Here is an 18574-nt window from a genome sequence, read left to right on the forward strand (position 1 = left end):
CGGGCCACCAGGGCCCGCCGACTGCGCATGCACGCTCCCCGCTGCGACCGCCGCTGACGGCGACTGCGGCCGCATCAGCAACAGCGGGCAGGGGAGGCGAGGACGTCAGATGCGGTCGTCGAGTTCGTCCTGGACGTCGTCGAAGGACCGCTGGCCCTGCTGGCGGGCCTCGTCAGCACGCTGGCGGAGCCGCTCCTGCTCGTCCTGGCCGCGCTGGCGGGTGTCGTCCTGCTTGCCCTGCATCTTCTCCTTGGCCTGCTGAGCCTTGGCCTGCATCTCGTCCTTGATGCCCATGCTGATTCACTCCTAGCAGCGGGAGGCGGGGATGGGGCTGATGATCGCCCCGGATCAGCCTGACACGCCCCCACACGTCTCGCAATCAGACGGACACGGAGTGTAATGACGGGTTGAACGGCCTCCCGGACTGCTGCCCGTGAAGCGCTGGCCGGCGGCGATCTCCTCACCGACCACCGACCAGACGGTTTCGTCGTCCTGGAAGGGAAGCGGGTCGATGCTGCTCGTCTCCTGACGGATGCGCTCGACCTCGCCCTCCAGGCGCTCGAACTCGGCTTCCTCGTCGGCGTCGTCGCTGTCGGGGTCGTCGCTGTCGGGGTCGTCGCTGTCGGGGTCGTCGCTGAAGGTGAACTCTTCGAGCAGACGCTGGAAGCGAAGGCTGACCTGGATGAGCGAAGAGACGTCCGTATGGAGTTCCTGCACCGTCTCCTCATCGGCGTCGAAGGCGTACACCTTGCCGGAACGGGGGTCGAGGGCGAGATGAGCGTTGAGCAGCCAGCCGATCACAGGCCACCCGTCCGCGTCCTTCGGAGCGTCCTCGAAGTCCCCCGAGTCGACGACGTCCTGGAGGAGGGGCAGCCGACCGTCGTTCCCGTCGGGCTCGCGCAGGTAGAGCGTCCCGGTAGGGACACCGACGGTCTGCAGAAGGCGGGCGCCTTCGGTGTCCGCGGTGAAGGGCGGGAAGGCGGTGGCAGGCAGTGTCGCGAGCCGGTCCTCGCCGAAGATGTCGACGAGTTCGCGGCGTGTGACGGGGAAAAGCACTACGGAGACTCCAGCCTGAGCGAGCAAGGGACGCCGGCCGCACCGCGGATCAGGGCGATGCCATGCGTGGCGCTGACGCATCTTGCCATCCTCGCCCAGTCGAGCCCGCTGCACGAAGCCGCAGGCCGCATGCGCCACCTGGCCCTGCGCGGCACGACGGCCCCCGTTCCACGGCCTATCCACCGTCGGCCGCGGCTTCCTCCCCCTCCGGCCCCTCGCCCCGGTCGCGCCCCGCAACCGCCGACAACTCGGCGAGCAGTCGGATCGTGTCCGCGGTGAGGGCCGCCAGCACATCCTCCAGTGCGTCACCGCGCTCACGAAACAGCGAGGTCAGCTCGCTCTGGGCCGTGTACGCCCGCCGCAGCGCCTCGCGCCGCTCGCGGCTGCGCCCACCGGACTGGTTCTCGCTGCCCTGTGCCTGGTCGGCCGGGATCTCCACCGCGTCATCCAGCGCGCAGACATCTCCGGCCGCCCGCAGCAGCTCGGCCACCGTGCGGGGCGCGGGGTCGCGCAGGACTGTGTCGTCGCAGCGGCCTCCGGCCGCGTCGGCCAGGGTCCGGGTGATCGCTTCGATGTGGCTCGTGATCCGGTCCCATACGAAGTCCCAGTCGGCGGCCGGGGCCACCGGAGCGGAACGGCGCAGTCTGCGGCCCGGGTTGAAGCGATAGCTCTCGTCCGACCAGCGGCGGGCCGAGCGCAGGTCGGTGACACGGTCGGTGAGCCGCCTCGCCCGGTCGTGCCAGGCATCGGCGTCCCCGTGGGAGAAGCCGCCGTCGTCGAGCCCGTCAGCGACCGTGTGCAGCAGCGCGGCGCTCTCCTCGGGCAGACGTGCGCGCAGGTGACGCACACTGCGGGTGTGGACCGGAGGCACCACCAGCGCGTTGACGGTGAGCCCGATGGCCGCGCCGAGCAGGGTCTCCAGGAAGCGGTGGACGATCGCGAATCCCGAGTACGTGCCGTAGACCAGGACGAACAGCGCGGCGGTCGGCGCGTTCAGACCCTGCGTGCCGAACCGCGCGTACGAGCCGAAGAGCGTGGTCAGGGGCAGCGCGATGAGCATGGCCAGCATGGTGTCGCCCGTCAGCACCCCGGCCGCGGCCGCCAGCAGCGTGCCGACCACCACGACCACGAACTGCTGCAGTGCTGTCTTGAGCGACCGGTACACCGTGCTCTGCACCAGGAACAGTGCCGTCCAGGGCGCCAGCAGCGCCATCGGTGCCTTCCACCACCAGCCCGCCAGCGCCCAGGCGATCAGCGCTGCCGCGGCTGCTTTGAACGCCTGGACGGCGGTGTCCCGTTCGGGTCCCGCACCCCCCAGCGCTCGCCGCGCGGAGCGGGCCACCGCCGCGCACTCCCAGGTTGCCCACTGCCTCCACTGAAGGAAGGCCTGGCGCAGATCTGTCAACGTTCCATCCTGTGCCTCGCCCAGCCCACCGGTCCGGTCTATGGAAGCGGTGAGCCTCCGGTGGCGTTGAGGACTTCCGCCGTGATGAAGCTGGCGTGTTCGGAGGCGAGGAACACGTACGCAGGCGCCATCTCGGCAGGCTGGGCGGGCCGCCCCAGTGGAGCCTGTTTGCCGAATTCGACGGTGTCCGGCAGGGTCGCCGGGATCAGCGGCGTCCACACCGGGCCCGGCGCGACGGCGTTGACCCGGATCCCCCGCTCGGCCAGCATCTGGGCCAAGCCCTTGGTGAACGTGACGATCGCGCCCTTCGTCATGGCGTAATCGAGCAGGTGGGGGCTGGGCTGGTAGGCCTGGACCGAGGTGGTGTTAATGACGGAGCCACCCGCCGGGATGTGCGGCACGGCCATCTTGGTCAGCCAGAACATGCCGTACAGGTTGGTGCGCAGCACCCGGTCGAACTGCTCGGTGGTGATGGCTTCGATGCCCTCGGACTGTGCCATTTGGTACGCCGCGTTGTTGACCAGCACGTCGATGCGCCCGAACTCGGCGACCGCCCGCCCGATCAGGTCCCGGCACTGCGCTTCCTCGCGGATGTCGCAGGCCACGGCCACGGCCCGCTGTCCCGCCTCCTCCACCAGACGTACGGTCTCGCGGGCGTCCTCCTCCTCTTCCGGCAGGTGGGTGAAGAGCACATCGGCGCCTTCGCGGGCATAGGCGAGGGCGACGGCCCGCCCGATGCCGGAGTCGCCGCCGGTGAGGACGGTCTTGCGCCCGGCGAGCAGACCACTGCCCCGGTACGTCTGCTCACCGTGGTCCGGCGGCGGGTCCATCGGACCGGTCCAGCCAGGGTGCTGCTGGTCCTGCTGGGGCAGGTCGGGCCGGGGGTGCTTGTCGGTCGGGTCCTGCGGGCGAGCGGGGTCGGCCATGAGCGGCGCCTTTCTGGAGGAGGGCACACGTGCGGCCACTGAGGCCGTAGAGGTGTGGGTACGCGTGTCAGGTACCCCGATCAGCGCATGTATGCGTCTGAGTCCGCGGATGGGTCGACGCGGCGCGCGGACCCGTCCGGAGAAGGGGTACGCGGGTATGGCGGGTGCGCGCAGGCGGTGGTGCGGGCACCCGCCTCGGCGCGCTCAGAGGGCGGCCGGGAACCTGTCCCACGCCCGGTGCTCGGCGAGCGCCGCCGTGACCTTCTCGACGGCGGCCGAGGCGCTGTCGCTCACCGCGACTCCGGGTTCGTCCGCGCCGATTCCCGCCGCGTCGAAGAGCTCACGCGCGTCGTTCCAGCCGCCGAGCGCCTTGCCGTGCCGGTACGCCTCGGTCAGCAGCAACAGCACACGCGGGTCGGGCCCCCGCCCGGTGGGAGAGCCGGCTTTGGCATCCCGGGCGCCGTAGGCGTCGGCGCCGGGCTGGGGCGACCCGGCGCACAGCAGAGCGTCGTACTCGACGGAGCGGGCGGTGGCGAAGGTCCGCTGGACGGCGATGGGGCCGTCGCCGGAGCCGAGGGTGCCGCCGACCGGCGCGATGACCAGAGGGACCATGCCCGCGGCCAGAACCGCCTCCCGCACGCTGCGTACGCCGTCCAGGTCGGCGTCGGAGTCCGCGACGATACCGACCACGCGGCCGTCGACCGGCCAGGTCTTGCCCAGCTGCGACAGCGCCGGGCTCGGGTCGGCGGGGGCCAGGGACACGGTGGCCTGCGGTGCCGGCAGGCCGAGCCCCGAGGCGACCTGCTCGCACAACTGGGTGTCGATGTTCGCCAGCACCTTCAAGGTGCGTTCCTTGACGGCCTGTTCGAAGCACTTGTTCAGTTCGAAGGTGTACGCGGCGATGATGTGCTCGCGCTCCGGCGCGCTCATACTGAGCCAGAAGAGCCGGGGCTGGCTGAAGTGGTCCGAGAACGTGGCGGGTGCCTCACGGACCTTGCTCGTCTCAGGGACGCGGACCGCGGTCTCCACATAGGCGCCCAGGTCGGCCCCGGCTTGGAAGGGACATCCGCCGTCGAGGCTGTTGGGGCGGTAGGGAGCGACGCCGGTGTGTACGGCGCTCTGGTGCATGCCGTCGCGGAGCATGTCGTTGACGGGCGCGTGCGGCCGGTTGATCGGGATCTGTGCGAAGTTCGGACCGCCGAGCCGGCTGATCTGGGTGTCGAGGTAGGAGAAGAGCCGGCCCGCGAGCAGCGCGTCGTCGGTGATGTCGATGCCCGGGACCAGGTGGCCGGGGTGGAAGGCGACCTGCTCGGTCTCCGCGAAGTAGTTCTTGGTGTTGGCGTTCAGGGTCATCAGACCGATGGGCTGGACCGGGGTGAGCCCCTCGGGAACGATCTTGGTGGGGTCGAGGAGGTCGATTCCCTGGAACGTCTGGTCAGGGGTGTCGGGGAAGACCTGGATGCCCAGCTCCCACTGCGGGAAGGCGCCCGCCTCGATGGCGTCGAACAGGTCCCGGCGATGGAAGTCCGGGTCCATACCGTTGATCAACTGCGCCTCCTCCCAGACCAGGGAGTGCACGCCCAGCTTCGGCTTCCAGTGGAACTTCGCGAGCACACTCTCGCCGTTGGTGTTCACCAGCCGGAAGGTGTGGACTCCGAAGCCCTCCATCATCCGGTACGAGCGCGGGATACCGCGGTCGGACATGTTCCACAGGGTGTGGTGGGTGGCTTCGGTGTGCAGGGACACGAAGTCCCAGAACGTGTCATGGGCGCTCTGGGCCTGCGGGATCTCACGGTCCGGGTGGGGTTTGGCGGCGTGGACGACGTCCGGGAACTTGAGCGCGTCCTGGATGAAGAAGACCGGGATGTTGTTGCCGACGAGGTCGAAGGTGCCCTCGTCGGTGTAGAACTTCGTCGCGAATCCCCGGGTGTCCCGCACGGTGTCGGCGGAGCCACGCGAGCCGAGGACGGTGGAGAACCGGACGAACACCGGCGTCTCCACGTCCTTGACCAGGAAAGCCGCCTTGGACACCTCACCGGCGGTGCCGTAACCCTTGAAGACCCCGTGGGCGGCGGCGCCGCGCGCGTGCACCACGCGCTCGGGAATCCGTTCGTGGTCGAAGTGAGTGATCTTCTCGCGCAGATGGTGGTCCTGGATCAGGACCGGGCCCCGCGCCCCGGCCTTGAGGGAGTGGTCGCTCTCGTACAGCCGCACGCCCTGGGCCGTGGTGAGGTAGGCACCGCTCTGCGCCATGCGCGCCTGGTCGGCCCCGGTGGCCTGACCGGTCGCGCTCACGGTCTCGGGGCCCCGCTGGTCCGCCTTCGGCGGCAGCGGCTCGACGGGCCGGGTGGGCTCGTCCACGGGCGGCGACACCGGGCCCGGCTTGCCCGGCAGGCTGTCGCCGCTGGTGGAGGGGGCGGGTGGGGGCTCTGTCGTCATGGTCTCTCCCGGTGGCGATCGTCAGGACACCTCAGCCATGACCGTTGAGCCGCTGCCCTCAAACGGGTCATGGGCGGTTGTCACCCGCCCCCGCGGACAGGCATGGCATCTGCTCGCGACGGCCTGACCGGCCGGCCCCGCCGGATCACGGCCCCGCCCCTCCCGTGAAGGGCCCAGCGCCGGCCACCACCAAAAGAGCCGCATCCACGCCGGCCATGGCCATGACCGCGATGAAGGGCCCACGCCCGCGTGCCAGCCCGGGCGGCCCCGCCACCGCCACCAGGCAGAGCGCGGAGGTCACCGCGATCACCCCCGCTCCGGCGAGCGGCACCCGGCCGGTCGGGCCCACGGTCAGCACCACGCAGGAGGCGAGGGCGAGGACCGCCGCCGCCGTGACGGATCCGCGTCGGCCCATCCGCTGCGGCAGTCCCCGTACCCCACCCGTGATGTCGTCTTCGAGGTCCGGCAGGACGTTGGCGAAGTGGGCGCCTGTGCCGAGGAGCGCCGCGGCGAGGGTCAGCCACAGGGGCGGCCATGGGCGGCCCGGGAGGGTCAGCGTCAAGAAGGCGGGGAGCAGACCGAAGGCGAGGGCGTACGGCAGCCAGGACAGGACCGTACGTTTGAGCCACAGGTTGTAGGTCCATGCGGCGGCAACGCAGCCGAGGTGGACCGCGCCCGCCAACACCCCGCAGGCCAGCGACAGCGGGATGCACAGGAGCAGGGCCGCACCGGCCGCCGTACCCACCGTGGACGGGCGTACAACACCAGTGGCCAGAGGTTTGTCCTGACGCCCGGCGGCCCGGTCACGCCGCAGGTCCAGCCGGTCGTTGCACCAGCCGATCGACAGCTGACCGGCCGCGACCGCGGCGACCGCCGTGGCCGCGGAAACCACGTCCAGCCCGAACGCGGCGGCCAGCAGCGCCGCCAGGCCAGTGACCGCCACCGTCGGTATCGGGTGACACGCTTTCACCAGGCCCACGGCAGCCGAGGATTCCGCCGCACCAGCGACGAGCGAACCGGCGAGGCGGGAGTCCCCTTCATCGGTGGTGGAGGGCATCGCCCCACGCTAGGCGACGGCGCGCCCACGAGCGCCGGGTTGAGGGCGGCGACGTCTCACTGTCCCTATGTTGGAGCAATGACCCGCGTCCTTGCGGCGAGCACGGTCCTCCCACCGCACCGCTATACGCAGCAAGAGATCACCGCCGACCTCCTGTCCGGTCTGCCGTCCGGATCCCACCGAGATCTGGTGCGCCGACTGCACGCGGCGGCCGGCGTGGAGAGCCGTCTCGCACTGCCCCTCGACCGCCACCGTGATCTCGTCGTCCTTCTGGCCTGGTGAGAGTCCCGTGACGCCGTACACCGTGTTGGTCCTGCTGGTCGTGGTCGAGCGGTTCGCGGAGCTCGTCGTGGCCCGGCGCAACGGCGCCTGGAGCCGGGCGCGAGGCGGCCTCGAGTACGGTGGCGGGCACTACCCGGCGATGGTCGCCCTGCACACCGCGTTCCTCCTCGGCTGCCTCGTCGAGCCCTGGGCCGCCGACCGGCCCTTCCTGCCGCCGCTGGGCTGGCCCGCCCTCGGCCTCGCCCTGGCCGCGCAGGCGCTGCGCTGGTGGTGCATCTCCACCCTCGGCCCCCGCTGGCACACCCGTGTGCTGATCGTCCCCGGCCTTCCGCTGATCACCTCGGGCCCCTACTGGTACCTGCGCCACCCCAACTACGTGGCCGTCGTCGTCGAGGGACTCGCCCTTCCCCTCGTGCACACCGCCTGGCTGACCGCCCTGGTCTTCACCCTGCTCAACGCGGCACTGCTGAGCGTACGCATCCGCTGCGAGAGCACCGCGCTGGCGCCCTCCCGCGCACTTCCCGGGCCTGGTGCCGCCTCATGATCGACCTGCTCGTCGTCGGAGGCGGCCCGGCGGGCCTGGCCACCGCCATCCACGCCGTACGCCGCGGCTTCGACGTCATGGTCGCCGAGCCGCGCCCGTCCCCCGTCGACAAAGCGTGCGGAGAGGGCCTGATGCCGTCGGCCGTACACGCCCTGCATGCCCTCGGCATGAGCGTGCCCGGCCGGCCCCTGCGCGGCATCCGCTACCTCGACGCCGCCGACGGCCAATACGCCGAAGCCCGCTTCCCCGCAGCAACCGGCCTCGGCATCCGCCGCACCGTACTGCACCAGGCGCTCAGCGCCCGAGCGGCCGAACTCGGCGTCCCGGTCATTGCGCAGCGCATCCGCCAGGTGACCCAGTCCGACGGACACGTGACCGCTGACGGCATCACCGCCCGCTATCTCGTGGCGGCCGACGGGCTGCACTCCCCCACCCGACGCGCCCTGGGCCTGACCGCCCGCCCCACCGCCAACCGACCAGGCACACCCCGGTACGGTCTGCGGCGCCACTACACCGTCGAACCATGGACCGACCTGGTCGAGGTGCACTGGGCCGCGGACTGCGAGGCCTACGTCACCCCTCTCGGCCCCCAGCAGGTCGGCGTCGCGATCCTCACCTCGCGCCAACTCCCGTACGACGACCAGCTGGCCAACTTCCCGCTCTTGGCCGACCGCCTTCCCACCGAGGACCGGGGCCCGGTCAGGGGAGCCGGCCCACTGCGCCAGCGAACCCGCTGCCGTGTGGCCGGGCGCGTGCTGTTCGTGGGTGACGCGGCGGGATACGTCGACGCGTTGACGGGTGAGGGGCTGGCGCTCGCCCTGACCGCGGCCGACGCCCTCGTACGGTGCCTTCACGAGGGCCGCCCCCAGGCATACGAACACGCCTGGCGCCGTCTGTCCCGCAACTACCGTCTCCTGACCAGGTCGCTGCTCTGGGTCCGCAACCAGCCGCACCTGGCGCCCCGGCTCACCCCGGCAGCCGCCCGGTTCCCCGGCCTGTTCCACCGCGCCGTGAGCCTGCTCGCCTGAGCAGGGCCGGCGGATCGCCACACGCGCCATGCGACGCCGATGCAGGCCACGCGGAAACCCGCGCGACCTGCATCGGCGAATCAGGCAGGACTGAATTCATCCACAAGGATAATTCAGCACACCAGGAAGGGGATTCGATCCGCGAAAGACTGCCACTCGGCACAGCTCTTTCGGGTTATCATCCGCTCGCCCACTAAAGGATTTCGATGTCCTTCACCTTCGGGGGACGGTGCGGGAAGGTGATGTCGGTCCACCGATTGATGCGCACCGAGTCACCGTTCACATCGTAGTAGATGAGATCGTTGTTGCCCGTCGAAATGCGGTCGACCCACCAGCTGCCGAAGGACGTACGGCCCTTGTTGGCGTAGCAGTCGACACTGGAGCGGCCGTCCAGGTGCGACCAGACCTTCAGGAAGTTCTCCCCACCACGGCACTCGACGTGGTCGATGGCGAACGCGTTACCCGTGGGCATGGCCACCGTGACCGCCGTGGCGGCCGCCACGGCCACGCCCACGGAACGGGCGACCCTCTTCGTCCTTGAGATCACAAGTTCTCCTTCATCCGACGCTCGAACGAGAAGGCCACATCAGGGCCGCACGGATGAAGGCCTGTCGGAAAATGTCCGCCTGCCTTCGTATGGCCCTTTCGTGGTCTCGTCTCTCGGGCTTGCCCTTCGAATGTCACGCAAGGAAGCTGCATATGGCAATCGTCCACGGCTCGCTGGGCTGAAACGCACCCCTGAATGTCTAGATCAGGACTACGCGGCCTATCGCTTCGCGATCCCGGATATCCGCTGTCCTTTTGGGCAGGACAACGTGCACGATTTCTTCCTCATCGAGGTCTATTGCATAGCCCGGCAAGAAGTCGGAGCGGCTATTCTTTCCCCGCCCCCTCCCACTCCCCCTCCCCTGCCGCGCACGCTCTGGAGCGTCACCGAGGGGTGAGGAGGCAAAACTCGTTGCCCTCCGGGTCGGCCAGCACGGTCCAGTGGATGGCGGACTGGTCGATACCGGGGTCGAGGGCTCCCAGGGCGCGCAGCCGGGCCGCCTCCGCTGCCAGGTCGTCACCCCGGTAGGGGGCCACGTCGAGGTGCACGCGGTTCCACACGCTCTTGGTGTCGGGGTTGCGCACGAACTCCAGGTAGGGGCCGACGCCTTGGGCGGACCGCATGGTCGCCTGGTCGTCGGTGACCTCGTGCACCGTCCAGTCGATCGCCTCGCCCCAGAACCGCGCCATCTCTCGCGGGTCGGCGCAGTCGACCACCACCGCGGCGATCGGCCCGGTGTCGCGGTAGATCTCCCGGGGCTCCAGGACGCAGAACTCGTTGCCCTCCGGGTCCGCCATGACCGTCCAGGGGACATCGCCCTGACCCACGTCGGCCGGCGTCGCACCGAGCTCCTTCAGACGTGCGACCAACTCCGCCTGATGAGCCGGCGAGGTGCTGGCCAGGTCGATGTGCACCCGGTTCTTGTCCGTCTTGGGTTCCGGGCGGGCAATGAGGTCGATACAGACAGCCGTGGGATCGGGGTAGGAGAATCCGACGGGTTCCAGGTTGGTCACGCCAGGTCCCTCGGTGTCGATCCCCCAGCCGAGTACCTCCGCCCAGAACCTGCCGAGCGCGGAGTCGTCATGAGCCTTCATATTGATCTGCACAAGTCGTGTAGCCATGGAGGGATCCTAGGAGCAGCCGTCCCTGGTGCTCTGGCCGGGAACGTTCGCCGGGTTGGCGGCGACGGGGCCGGAACGGGCTGGATGAGCGGACATCCAACGGGTTGGGGACGTGGTGGCGGAGCCGGTCAAGGTCCGAAGGCTGACCGACCAGGAGGGTCAGCAGTTACAGCGGATCGTGCGGCGGGGCAGCACCAACACGGTGCGCTACCGGCGGGCGATGATGCTGCTGGCCTCAGCCGGCGGGAACCGGGTGCCAGTGATCGCCCAGCTGGTGCAGGCAGGCGAGGACACCGCGCGGGATGTCATCCACCGGTTCAACGAGATCGCAGCGAAAAGAGCCTTCGCTGGGGAGGAAGGACGCTCACCGAAGCGGCGTGAATGGCCCCGCCTCTACAGGGTCGCTCACCCGAAGACCTAGACCGGCACGCGGACGAAGCCCTCGGTCCAGTGGTCCCCATCGAGGTCGTACTCTCCGATCTGAAAGCAGTCCGGCTCGTCGACGAAGCCCGGTAGAAGACGCGCGCGACGTGCCCGCTCTGCGGCCGCGGCCTCAGAGGAGTAGATGCCCAGCAGCTTGACGTCGTCGCCGTCCTGCTCGTCGATGAACACGCCCCCATCGTCGAGGTGAATCGTCTCGTCGTTGGGGCCGGCTTCGTTCTGGTGGCTGATGTGCCAAAGGGGAAAGACCTTCACGGGCGCAGGCTACCCCGGGCCCAACCGGTAGACGTTCCCGGTCAGAGCACTAGGTCGGTCCTCACGGCCATCGACATTCCACGGCCCTGCCCCACCGCAGGCCACGCCCTCGTACCCGCCGGCCTCGTACGTGGTGCCATCACCGGTCAGGGGTCGGGTGTCGGTCCGCGGCCGGCCGCACCGGGGCAGGGGGGCTGGTACGGGGCGCTCGGGATGTACTGCTGCCACTCCTCCCGGGTGAGGGCCACTCCGTCCCGACCGCACAGTTCGGCGGCCCGGGCCGCCGGTGTGAAGGGTGTGGTGAGGCGGGTTGGTGGGGCTCCGATGGCCAACAGGGCAGCGCGGGTCTCGGGCAGATCGGCGATGCTCCAGGCGGCCAGGCCCAACCGTGCGGACAGGGCGGGGTCGGACGGACGCAGGCTGTCCGCTGTGTGGGCGAGCTCGCGGGCCGTGGTGCGCAGTCGTTCGTTCCGGTCGGCCGGGTGGTGGCGCAAGGCGAGGGCGGAGGCCAGCAGGGTGAGGCCGACGAGAAGGCCGACGGCTACGGCCTGGGCCCGCGTACGCAGGGTGGCATGACGTCGCTCGCGAAGCGCGGCGTGAAGAAAGGCGGATTCGGCCGGCGTGAGGTCGGCCTGACGCGAGGGCGGGGCGAACACAGCTCGGGCGGCGTCCAGCCGCGCGCCGCGCCACAGCTCGCTCGTGGTGCGGCCGAGCTGTTGCCAGGTGCGGGCGGCGTCGCTGAGTTGCCGGTGCAGTTGCAGCCGCTCGCGGTCCTGCGCGATCCAGGAGTTCAGGCGCGGCCAGGCGCGGATGAGGGTCTCGTGGGCGAGATCGATGTGGCCGTCGTCGAGGGTAATCAGGCGGGCCCGGACCAGCTGTTCGAGGACAGCGCTGATCTCCTCGGGGTGGCCGAAGTCGAGTTCGCTACGGGGGGTGGGGCGCCGGGTGTCGGGGGCCCCGTCCCCAGGGGTGATCAGCCGCAGGAGGACGCGGCGGACGAGGAGGGCCTGGCGGTCGTCGAGAGACGCGTAGAGGGTTTCGGCCGTCTTGGCCACCGCGCCGTCGAGGGCCCCGGTGGCCTCGTAGGCCTCCAGGGTGAGTGTGCGGCCGGTGCGGTGGCGCCAGGTCTCCAGCAGGGCATGGGACATCAACGGCAGGCCACCGGGTTCGGCGGACACGTCTGCGACGAGGCGGGCGGTGAGGGCGCGTTCGACGACCAGGCCATGGGCGACGGCGGGCTTGGTGATCGCCTGGCGCAACTCGTCCGTGCTCATCGGACCGACGGGCAGCGCCGCCTCACGCAGCACCTCGGTGAGGCCGGGATGCCGCAGGCAGTGACTGTAGAAGTCGGCACGGACCCCCAGCACCACACGTAACCTGCTTCCGCGCTCCCGGGCAGCCAGGACGAGTCCGACGAACGCCTCCCGTTCGTCCACGTCGGAACAGAGGGTGAAGACCTCTTCGAACTGGTCGATGACCAGGACGGTGTCGTCCCCGGTCCGCTCGGCCGCACCGGCCGCTTCGCTCTCGCGGGGAACGAAAAGCGCTCCGTGTCTGCTGACGGGCCGGGAGCCCGGCGTGCAGATCCGCAGGCCTGCGGGGCGCAGCCCGGACGTGTCCGTGGGGCCGGGATGTTGGAGGCGGGGCAGGAGGCCGGCCCGTAACAGGGAGGACTTGCCGCTGCCGGACGGTCCGATGACCACACTCACCCGTTCCCTGCCGACGAGAGCGAGGAGTTGGTCAGTCAGACGGCTGCGGCCGAAGAACAGGGCGCTGTCCGTGGGTTCGTAGCGGGCCAGGCCCCGGTAGGGAGCAGGAGCATCCGCTTCCGTCCCGGTACGTACCGACGCGAGGGCCCGCCGGACGGCCTGCTCAGCCTGATGCCAGCGCGCCTCCCACCCGGCAAGGTCCGTACCGGCGCCGCACGCCTGCACGTACGCCAATGTCACGGCCAGAGACGGCAGCTTCTCGCCTGCGGCGGCCTGCGAGAGCGTGGCGGGCGAGTAGCTGCTCCGCTGCGCCAACGCCCGGTAGGACAAACGGGCTTCACGGCGCAGGCACCGCAGGCCGTCGGCGAACTGCGCCACGGGCCCGGTGCCCGGGTCCAGAGGTTTCTCGGGCCGTGCCACCAACGGTCCCCCGTATCTCACCGGCTCTCAGGAGAGATCAAGGTGTCCACCGTAGAAACCGCCTGCTGCCGGGGACAAGGCATGTGCCAGCCACCTCGGGCGGGCGGCCGCCGCGGGCGGCAGAAGGTTGTTCAACCGCTGAGAGACAGGTGCTGAACAACCGTGGACCTGCTGGACTCCATGACCGGCACCCCGATGCGACCCCAGGTCGTGGACGACTCCAGGAGAGCGGGTGCCGCTTCCGCAGACAGAGAGAAGGAATAATGCGACCTGCCTCAGCGAAGGCACTCGTGAGCGCCGCCGCCCTCGTCGGGATCGCCGCCGGGAGCCTGGCGGGCGCCACCGCCGGCTTCGCGGCGCCCCAGCCGGCTGCCGCGTCCACGGTCAGCGCCCACGCCGCCTCCGTCCTCGCAGTGAACAACCTCGGCCTGAACACGGCCCAGGCCAAGAACTGGCAGCGCTTCCTGCGCGACAGCGGCTTCGACCCCGGAACGATCGACGGGGAGCTGGGTCCCAACAGCTGGAAGGCGGCACAGCGGGCGTTCAACTACTGGGGATACGACGCCGGTACCGTCGACGGCATCGTCGGCCCCAAGACGATCAAGGCGCTGCAACGCTTCCTCAACGACGCCGGCTACAACCTCGTGGTGGACGGGATCGCCGGAGACAGGACCAAGGCCGCGTTCCGGGAGTTCAACTCGTAGACGGCTGAGTCACCTCGCCATGACGTACGGGTCTGGTCGGGCAGAGACAGAGGTGTGTCTGTCCGACCGGACCATCGGCATAGGACAGGCGACGGGCGACGGGACGGGACGGGACGGGACCGGAACACGCCTACCGCTGGCCACGCTGCCATCAGCCGGGAGGGCGAAACGGTCGTGACCTTCCACGCGCCCCGAACACCCAGTTCGCGACGTGCACCGCCACCGACGTGCCTCGGAGAGCAACCAAGCGGCTTGGACTGCACACAGGCCCCGACGCCGCTACTCCATGCGCCCCCTGGCCGTGCGGAGCAGGTCGAGTGCTGAGGCAACCGTCACCTGCGATCCATTGATCCGGCTGCTGTAGCCCGTGATGCGCAGGCAGTGGCCGTGGTAGGGGCCTCCGACGACCACACGCCCCTGGTCATCGAGCTTGTACGCGTCGGCGTCGATCTCCGGTGCGGGCTGCGATTTCGGGACCGTGCACTGCGTTCCGGCGGTGTCCGACCTGAAGGCGATCGTCCAGAAAGCCTCAGAGGTCTTCGGCGGCCGGTAGCGGCATTCGAAGCCGTACGATTCGTCCGAGCCGGTCGTCACGAGCGGAATGCCGACCGACTTCTCCACCACGGCCTTGGGGAGCATCTCGCAGGGGCGCTTCCAGGAAACGGGTGCCTTGTCACCGCTGCCACCGCACCCGGCGAGCACCAGAAGTGCGCCCATCGCCAAGGCTCGCACCCGATGCCCGGTCAAGACGCCTCACATCTCGAACGCCGCTGAGAACAGGCGGCGTTGCGGAGTTCATCGGCCACGCTTCCCCCTACTCCTTGTGCCTCGCTCGCGCCGATTCTGTGCGGCGCGGGTTTCGCGGTCAAGATCCTGTGGGGTTGCAATCGTCGATGCCCTACGGCACGCACGACGCCGTGCCGCTTCCTCCAACCCTCCGGCCAGGTCGTTCAGAAGGTCCGCCCCGCTTGACGCCGTCGCGGGGCGGACTTGAGTGCGGAGGGAGTGATCAGGAGACGCGCTTGATGGTCCAGGCGTTGTTGTTGAAGCCCTGGTTCGGGAAGGACACACAGGAACCGCTGTAGTACGAGCTGGTCTGGACCCAGCCGGCCGGGTAGTACGTGGACCCGCAGGCCTGGACCACGGTGCCTATCGGCAGACCGGTGAGCTGCTTGATCTGCTTGATGTTCGGGGCGAAGTTCTGACCCCCGCAGGTGTTGCTGTAACCCCAGTTGACGTCGACGTAGCCCGCCGGGGTGGCGGTGCTCGCGCAGGTGGTCGTCACGTCACCCGGGGCCGCCTGGGCGGGCGCGGCGCTCAGGGCGAACCCTGCGGCAGCGGCGACGAGGGCGACGGTGGTCGTACGGAAACGAGACATCATGGACTCCTAGATTCCGGAAGTGGCCGACATGAGATGACATCCCGTTTTTATGGTGTAGCCACAAACCCCCAACAGTCTGTTTCCGGTCTACATGATCACGCCAATATCCCAGTTCCCGGAGGCTGGACCGCGCCGCATTGTTGCCCAAGCAACGGGCAAGCCGGGAACGCCGTACCGCGGCGAGCGTCACGGCCGGGTCGCCAGTGCCGCCGAGGGCGGCCCGTACCTTCGCTGCCACGAGACCGCTGGTCTGGAGCTGCGGGACGAGCACGCCATAGTCGGTGGACGCCCTTCGGTGAACGCCCTATGGTTCGCGTTCGCGAGCAGCGCGCGGTGGCCGGGCAGGCGTGCCCAGGAGGGCTCGATACGAGCCGCTCCTTCGAATCCGTCGGTACGAAACAGCCGCAGCGGCCGATCGAAACCGGTCGGCGCCGGGCTGAGGTCGAGGTACCCCTCCAGGTTCGCCACCGCGCCGACCCGCCTTTGTGAGCCGCGTCAGAAGGTCCGGAGTGGGAAGCGGGCACGCGGCGGATACCGCGTGGGTTTACCCGGCCACTGCCGCCCGAGTTGGACAGCAGATTCAACCCGACGCTGTACGTACGGTGTTCATGGCGCCCCTAACCTCTGGTGCTGACCACGCCATGCGGCGTCGACCACTACAGCAGGGGGAACATCGTGCGAAAGACCACCGCGAGGAGACTGGCCGTGACCGGCACGGCCGGGCTTGCGGCACTGATAGGAGTGGTTGTTCAGGCCGGCCCGGCAGCGGCGGCGACCGGCCGCAGCGACGCCTGCGGTACGTACGCGTGCGGCAGCGGCACCTTCACCTGGGGCAAGAAGACCCTCAGCGGCGCCATGTCCGTCACGTTCCCGTGCGGCAAGGACCTGGTGGCCGGGCAGATCCGGATCATCGTCACCGGCACGGACGGCCAGCAGCAGTACGGCTCCCCGCACATCGTGGGCAAGAGCGGCTGCGGCCACTACACCGTCTTCAACAACCTGTCGTGGAACCAGAAGGCCGACATCAAGTTCTTCCAGGTCGAGACCTCCTCCACCAAGGGTCAGGGCTCCAGCGGCTTCCACAAGTACCTCGGCAACGTCGTGGACAACCCGCTGACCTGAGCAGGCGCCCGGGCCAGTTTGGCAGCACACCCCCCGCCCCCGCCCTGAATCCACCGCATCCGTCGGCCGCTGCCCTCACGGGGGGCAGCGGCTGGTTGCTCACACCCGCCACTGGTCGCGGTGCGGACGCCGTCCACGCGTACTGGGAACGCGCCGCGCCCGCCCAGGCACCCCCGGCTCTAGCCACCCGAAGGCAACTCGTCCTCCGGAACGACATGCATCGCCGCCTCCTCCGCCCCCGCCGCGCCCCCGTCGATCCCCTCATCCGTAGCGACGGCCTCCTTGGTGGTATCCCGGTGCGCGCCCTCGTCCGGAGCGACAAGCCGCCCGGCGCGCCTCTCGCCGGACTCGGGGTCGACGGGCTCGCCCTCTCCGCCGGGCAGATCGCCGATGCCGTCACCGGCGGGCGGCTCCACGTCCGGGACCTCCTGTTTCAGCCGCTCGTCCAGCGTTTCACCCTCGCGCTGCTCCCGCGCCGTGGTGCCCGTCTTGGTGACGCCCAGGGGCTTCTCGGGCGGTGAATAGCCCTCGTCGAGCATGTCGTCGTAGGTACGCTCGTCCACCGCGTCCTGGAGGTCCAGCGGGGAGGCGTCCTCCTGCTCCTCATTGGTGCCCGTGGGCTGGTAGGCGTCGTCCGCCATGTTCTGGTCACTCATGACTACCTCGCCTCAGGGGTCTCGTAGGGTCGCGCTTCAACCTCTGATCGTCGAGCGCAGGTCCTCCAGGTGCCCCCGGCACACAGCGTCAAACACTCCCGTCCCTGACCACCGGCAGCCCTTCGCCGCTCACGGATCTCACCACTTCACCCGAATGGCCCAACCTGTTTACGCACCCGACCGACTCGGCAGCGGTCGGCTCTCTACTGCGCTGCCACGCGCGCCTCCAGCCGTGACAGGCAGTGGTCGACCCACCGTTTGCGGGACCGTCGGCCAGGGGCGGGAATGGGAGGCAGGGCGCGGCCTTCCACACGGGGCCCACCGAATCCCCTGGGCTGTCCCTTTCAAGGGAGCGATGAAGCATGACTGCAGGATTCCTCCATACCGGCGACCTCAAGGACCTCACTGTCCGTGACCCGCAGGGTGACAAGATCGGTACCGTCGAGCAGGTCTGGCTCGACGACCACACCGGCCGCCCGGAATGGGTCACCGTCAAGACCGGCCTCTTCGGCACGAAGGAAACGTTCGTGCCGCTGTCCGGCGCGCGCAGCAACGGCGACACCCTGACCGTCGTCCACCACAAGTCGCTCGTCAAGGAAGCCCCCCACGTCGACGCGGACCAGCACCTGGACGCCGACGAGGAGCGGGCCCTGTACCGCCACTACGGCATGCACGGCGAAACCGCCCTCGGCACCGGCCGCACCGACCAGGCCGGCATGACCGCGGCCGGACAGACGCGAGGTGAGGACGAGCTGGTGCGTTCCGAGGAGCGCCTGCACGTCGGCACCGAGGAACAGGAAGTCGGCCGTGCGCGGCTGCGGAAGGTCGTGGTGACCGAGAACGTGGCCACCACCGTCCCGATCAGCCACGAGGAAGTCCGTGTCGTACGGGAGCCGATCCGCGAGGGCGAGCAGGTCCGCGGCGACATCGGCGAAGCCGAGACCGAGGTGACGCTGCACGCCGAGCGCCCCGTCGTCAGCAAGGAGAAGGTCGCCGTCGAGCGCGCCCGCCTGGAGACCGACAAGGTCACCGAGCAGCGGGAGATCTCCGAGACCGTCCGCAAGGAACAGATCGAGTACGACGACGGCATGGGCGGCAAGCACGGCCGCCGGGGCAACGAGCCCGGACGCGGCGACCGCCGCGGGCCCCGGCACTGAACCACCCGCGACAGCCTGTCGGGCGTCAGCCGTCTGACAGCCCGGCGTACGGGACACGCGAGGCGCGGCGGGGCTCGTCCTACAGCCCCGCCGTGGCCGGTCCCCCACTTCAGCGGCCCCGAGCCGTGGCGCTCCGAAGGCACCGATACCGAAGCGCCCCGGCTCGGGGCCGCTTGTCACAGGCCCGTCCGTCTACCGCACCGGTTGACACGACTACCGCTTTGGGTGGACGCGCCAAGTCAAACCAGTGCTGGATGTGAACAGCGACACGTCTGCCTATCTTCGTGTGTGACCGCACCACCAGAACCAGGGCCAGGCCCCGCA

20 protein-coding genes are annotated in these 18574 nt (G+C 69.8%); 7 read left to right on the top strand and 13 right to left on the bottom strand.

Annotated features, from left to right (window positions below):
• Window positions 1-105 precede the first annotated feature (105 nt).
• From ABD236_RS11190 to ABD236_RS11215, 6 genes are all read right to left on the bottom strand, one after another.
• On the bottom strand, window positions 106-294 hold the full coding sequence (locus ABD236_RS11190; protein ID WP_344073070.1) for a hypothetical protein: 189 nt from the start codon (window positions 292-294) through the stop codon (window positions 106-108).
• A gap of 54 nt (window positions 295-348) precedes the next feature.
• Window positions 349-1056 carry an SUKH-4 family immunity protein gene (locus ABD236_RS11195; protein WP_344074212.1) on the bottom strand — a complete coding sequence of 236 codons (708 nt, stop codon included), beginning with the start codon at window positions 1054-1056 and terminating at the stop codon, window positions 349-351.
• 175 nt (window positions 1057-1231) lie between these two features.
• Window positions 1232-2461: an FUSC family protein gene (locus tag ABD236_RS11200; protein WP_344073072.1), complete on the bottom strand. Its 1230-nt coding sequence runs from the start codon at window positions 2459-2461 to the stop codon at window positions 1232-1234.
• Window positions 2462-2499: 38 nt separating this feature from the next.
• Entirely contained in the window at window positions 2500-3387 is an 888-nt protein-coding gene (locus ABD236_RS11205; protein WP_344073074.1) for an SDR family oxidoreductase, read from the bottom strand.
• A 204-nt stretch (window positions 3388-3591) separates the two neighbouring features.
• Window positions 3592-5826 carry a catalase gene (locus ABD236_RS11210; RefSeq protein ID WP_344073076.1) on the bottom strand — a complete coding sequence of 745 codons (2235 nt, stop codon included), beginning with the start codon at window positions 5824-5826 and terminating at the stop codon, window positions 3592-3594.
• 145 nt (window positions 5827-5971) lie between these two features.
• Entirely contained in the window at window positions 5972-6769 is a 798-nt protein-coding gene (locus ABD236_RS11215; protein WP_344073078.1) for a UbiA family prenyltransferase, read from the bottom strand.
• Between the two features lie 192 nt (window positions 6770-6961).
• Between ABD236_RS11215 and ABD236_RS11220 the strand changes: the two genes are divergently transcribed.
• The 3 genes from ABD236_RS11220 to ABD236_RS11230 are packed head-to-tail and all read left to right on the top strand — an operon-like array spanning window position 6962 to window position 8737.
• Complete coding sequence (locus tag ABD236_RS11220) at window positions 6962-7165, top strand: hypothetical protein (protein ID WP_344073080.1); 204 nt, start codon at window positions 6962-6964, stop codon at window positions 7163-7165.
• A gap of 7 nt (window positions 7166-7172) precedes the next feature.
• Window positions 7173-7709, top strand: coding sequence for an isoprenylcysteine carboxyl methyltransferase family protein (locus ABD236_RS11225; protein ID WP_344073082.1), 537 nt, complete (start codon window positions 7173-7175; stop codon window positions 7707-7709).
• Window positions 7706-8737 (top strand): NAD(P)/FAD-dependent oxidoreductase, encoded by a 1032-nt coding sequence (locus ABD236_RS11230; protein WP_344073084.1) that lies wholly within the window; start codon window positions 7706-7708, stop codon window positions 8735-8737. Before ABD236_RS11225 ends, ABD236_RS11230 begins: the two co-directional genes overlap by 4 nt.
• A gap of 193 nt (window positions 8738-8930) precedes the next feature.
• On the opposite strand, the gene ABD236_RS11235 is transcribed toward ABD236_RS11230, so the two are convergent.
• Both ABD236_RS11235 and ABD236_RS11240 read right to left on the bottom strand, forming a co-directional pair.
• Entirely contained in the window at window positions 8931-9284 is a 354-nt protein-coding gene (locus ABD236_RS11235) for a beta/gamma crystallin domain-containing protein (RefSeq protein ID WP_344073086.1), read from the bottom strand.
• Window positions 9285-9667: 383 nt separating this feature from the next.
• Window positions 9668-10405, bottom strand: a complete 738-nt coding sequence (locus ABD236_RS11240) for a VOC family protein (RefSeq protein WP_344073089.1) — start codon at window positions 10403-10405, stop codon at window positions 9668-9670.
• Window positions 10406-10520: 115 nt separating this feature from the next.
• On the opposite strand from ABD236_RS11240, the gene ABD236_RS11245 reads away from it, so the two are divergent.
• Window positions 10521-10826, top strand: coding sequence for a helix-turn-helix domain-containing protein (locus ABD236_RS11245; protein WP_425543857.1), 306 nt, complete (start codon window positions 10521-10523; stop codon window positions 10824-10826).
• Here the strand turns inward: ABD236_RS11245 and ABD236_RS11250 are convergent.
• Both ABD236_RS11250 and ABD236_RS11255 read right to left on the bottom strand, forming a co-directional pair.
• Window positions 10823-11101, bottom strand: coding sequence for a DUF7336 domain-containing protein (locus ABD236_RS11250; protein WP_344073091.1), 279 nt, complete (start codon window positions 11099-11101; stop codon window positions 10823-10825). The genes ABD236_RS11245 and ABD236_RS11250 overlap by 4 nt on opposite strands.
• A 146-nt stretch (window positions 11102-11247) precedes the next feature.
• A complete protein-coding gene (locus tag ABD236_RS11255; protein ID WP_344073093.1) occupies window positions 11248-13230 on the bottom strand; it encodes an nSTAND1 domain-containing NTPase in 1983 nt (660 codons plus the stop codon).
• Between the two features lie 290 nt (window positions 13231-13520).
• On the opposite strand from ABD236_RS11255, the gene ABD236_RS11260 reads away from it, so the two are divergent.
• Entirely contained in the window at window positions 13521-13934 is a 414-nt protein-coding gene (locus tag ABD236_RS11260; RefSeq protein WP_344073095.1) for a peptidoglycan-binding domain-containing protein, read from the top strand.
• Between the two features lie 279 nt (window positions 13935-14213).
• Here the strand turns inward: ABD236_RS11260 and ABD236_RS11265 are convergent, their stop codons facing one another.
• The gene (locus tag ABD236_RS11265; protein WP_344073097.1) at window positions 14214-14651 is read right to left on the bottom strand and encodes a hypothetical protein; all 438 of its coding nucleotides are present in this window, start codon (window positions 14649-14651) and stop codon (window positions 14214-14216) included.
• Between the two features lie 292 nt (window positions 14652-14943).
• Window positions 14944-15315 (bottom strand): hypothetical protein, encoded by a 372-nt coding sequence (locus tag ABD236_RS11270; protein ID WP_344073100.1) that lies wholly within the window; start codon window positions 15313-15315, stop codon window positions 14944-14946.
• A gap of 675 nt (window positions 15316-15990) precedes the next feature.
• On the opposite strand from ABD236_RS11270, the gene ABD236_RS11275 reads away from it, so the two are divergent.
• Window positions 15991-16437, top strand: coding sequence for a hypothetical protein (locus ABD236_RS11275; protein WP_344073102.1), 447 nt, complete (start codon window positions 15991-15993; stop codon window positions 16435-16437).
• A gap of 179 nt (window positions 16438-16616) precedes the next feature.
• Here the strand turns inward: ABD236_RS11275 and ABD236_RS11280 are convergent, their stop codons facing one another.
• Window positions 16617-17093: a DUF5709 domain-containing protein gene (locus tag ABD236_RS11280; RefSeq protein WP_344073104.1), complete on the bottom strand. Its 477-nt coding sequence runs from the start codon at window positions 17091-17093 to the stop codon at window positions 16617-16619.
• 362 nt (window positions 17094-17455) lie between these two features.
• Between ABD236_RS11280 and ABD236_RS11285 the strand changes: the two genes are divergently transcribed.
• Entirely contained in the window at window positions 17456-18250 is a 795-nt protein-coding gene (locus ABD236_RS11285) for a DUF2382 domain-containing protein (RefSeq protein ID WP_344073106.1), read from the top strand.
• Window positions 18251-18574: the final 324 nt, after the last annotated feature.

Source organism: Streptomyces crystallinus (genome assembly GCF_039521265.1).
In the GTDB taxonomy this organism is placed as follows: Bacteria; Actinomycetota; Actinomycetes; order Streptomycetales; family Streptomycetaceae; genus Streptomyces; species Streptomyces crystallinus.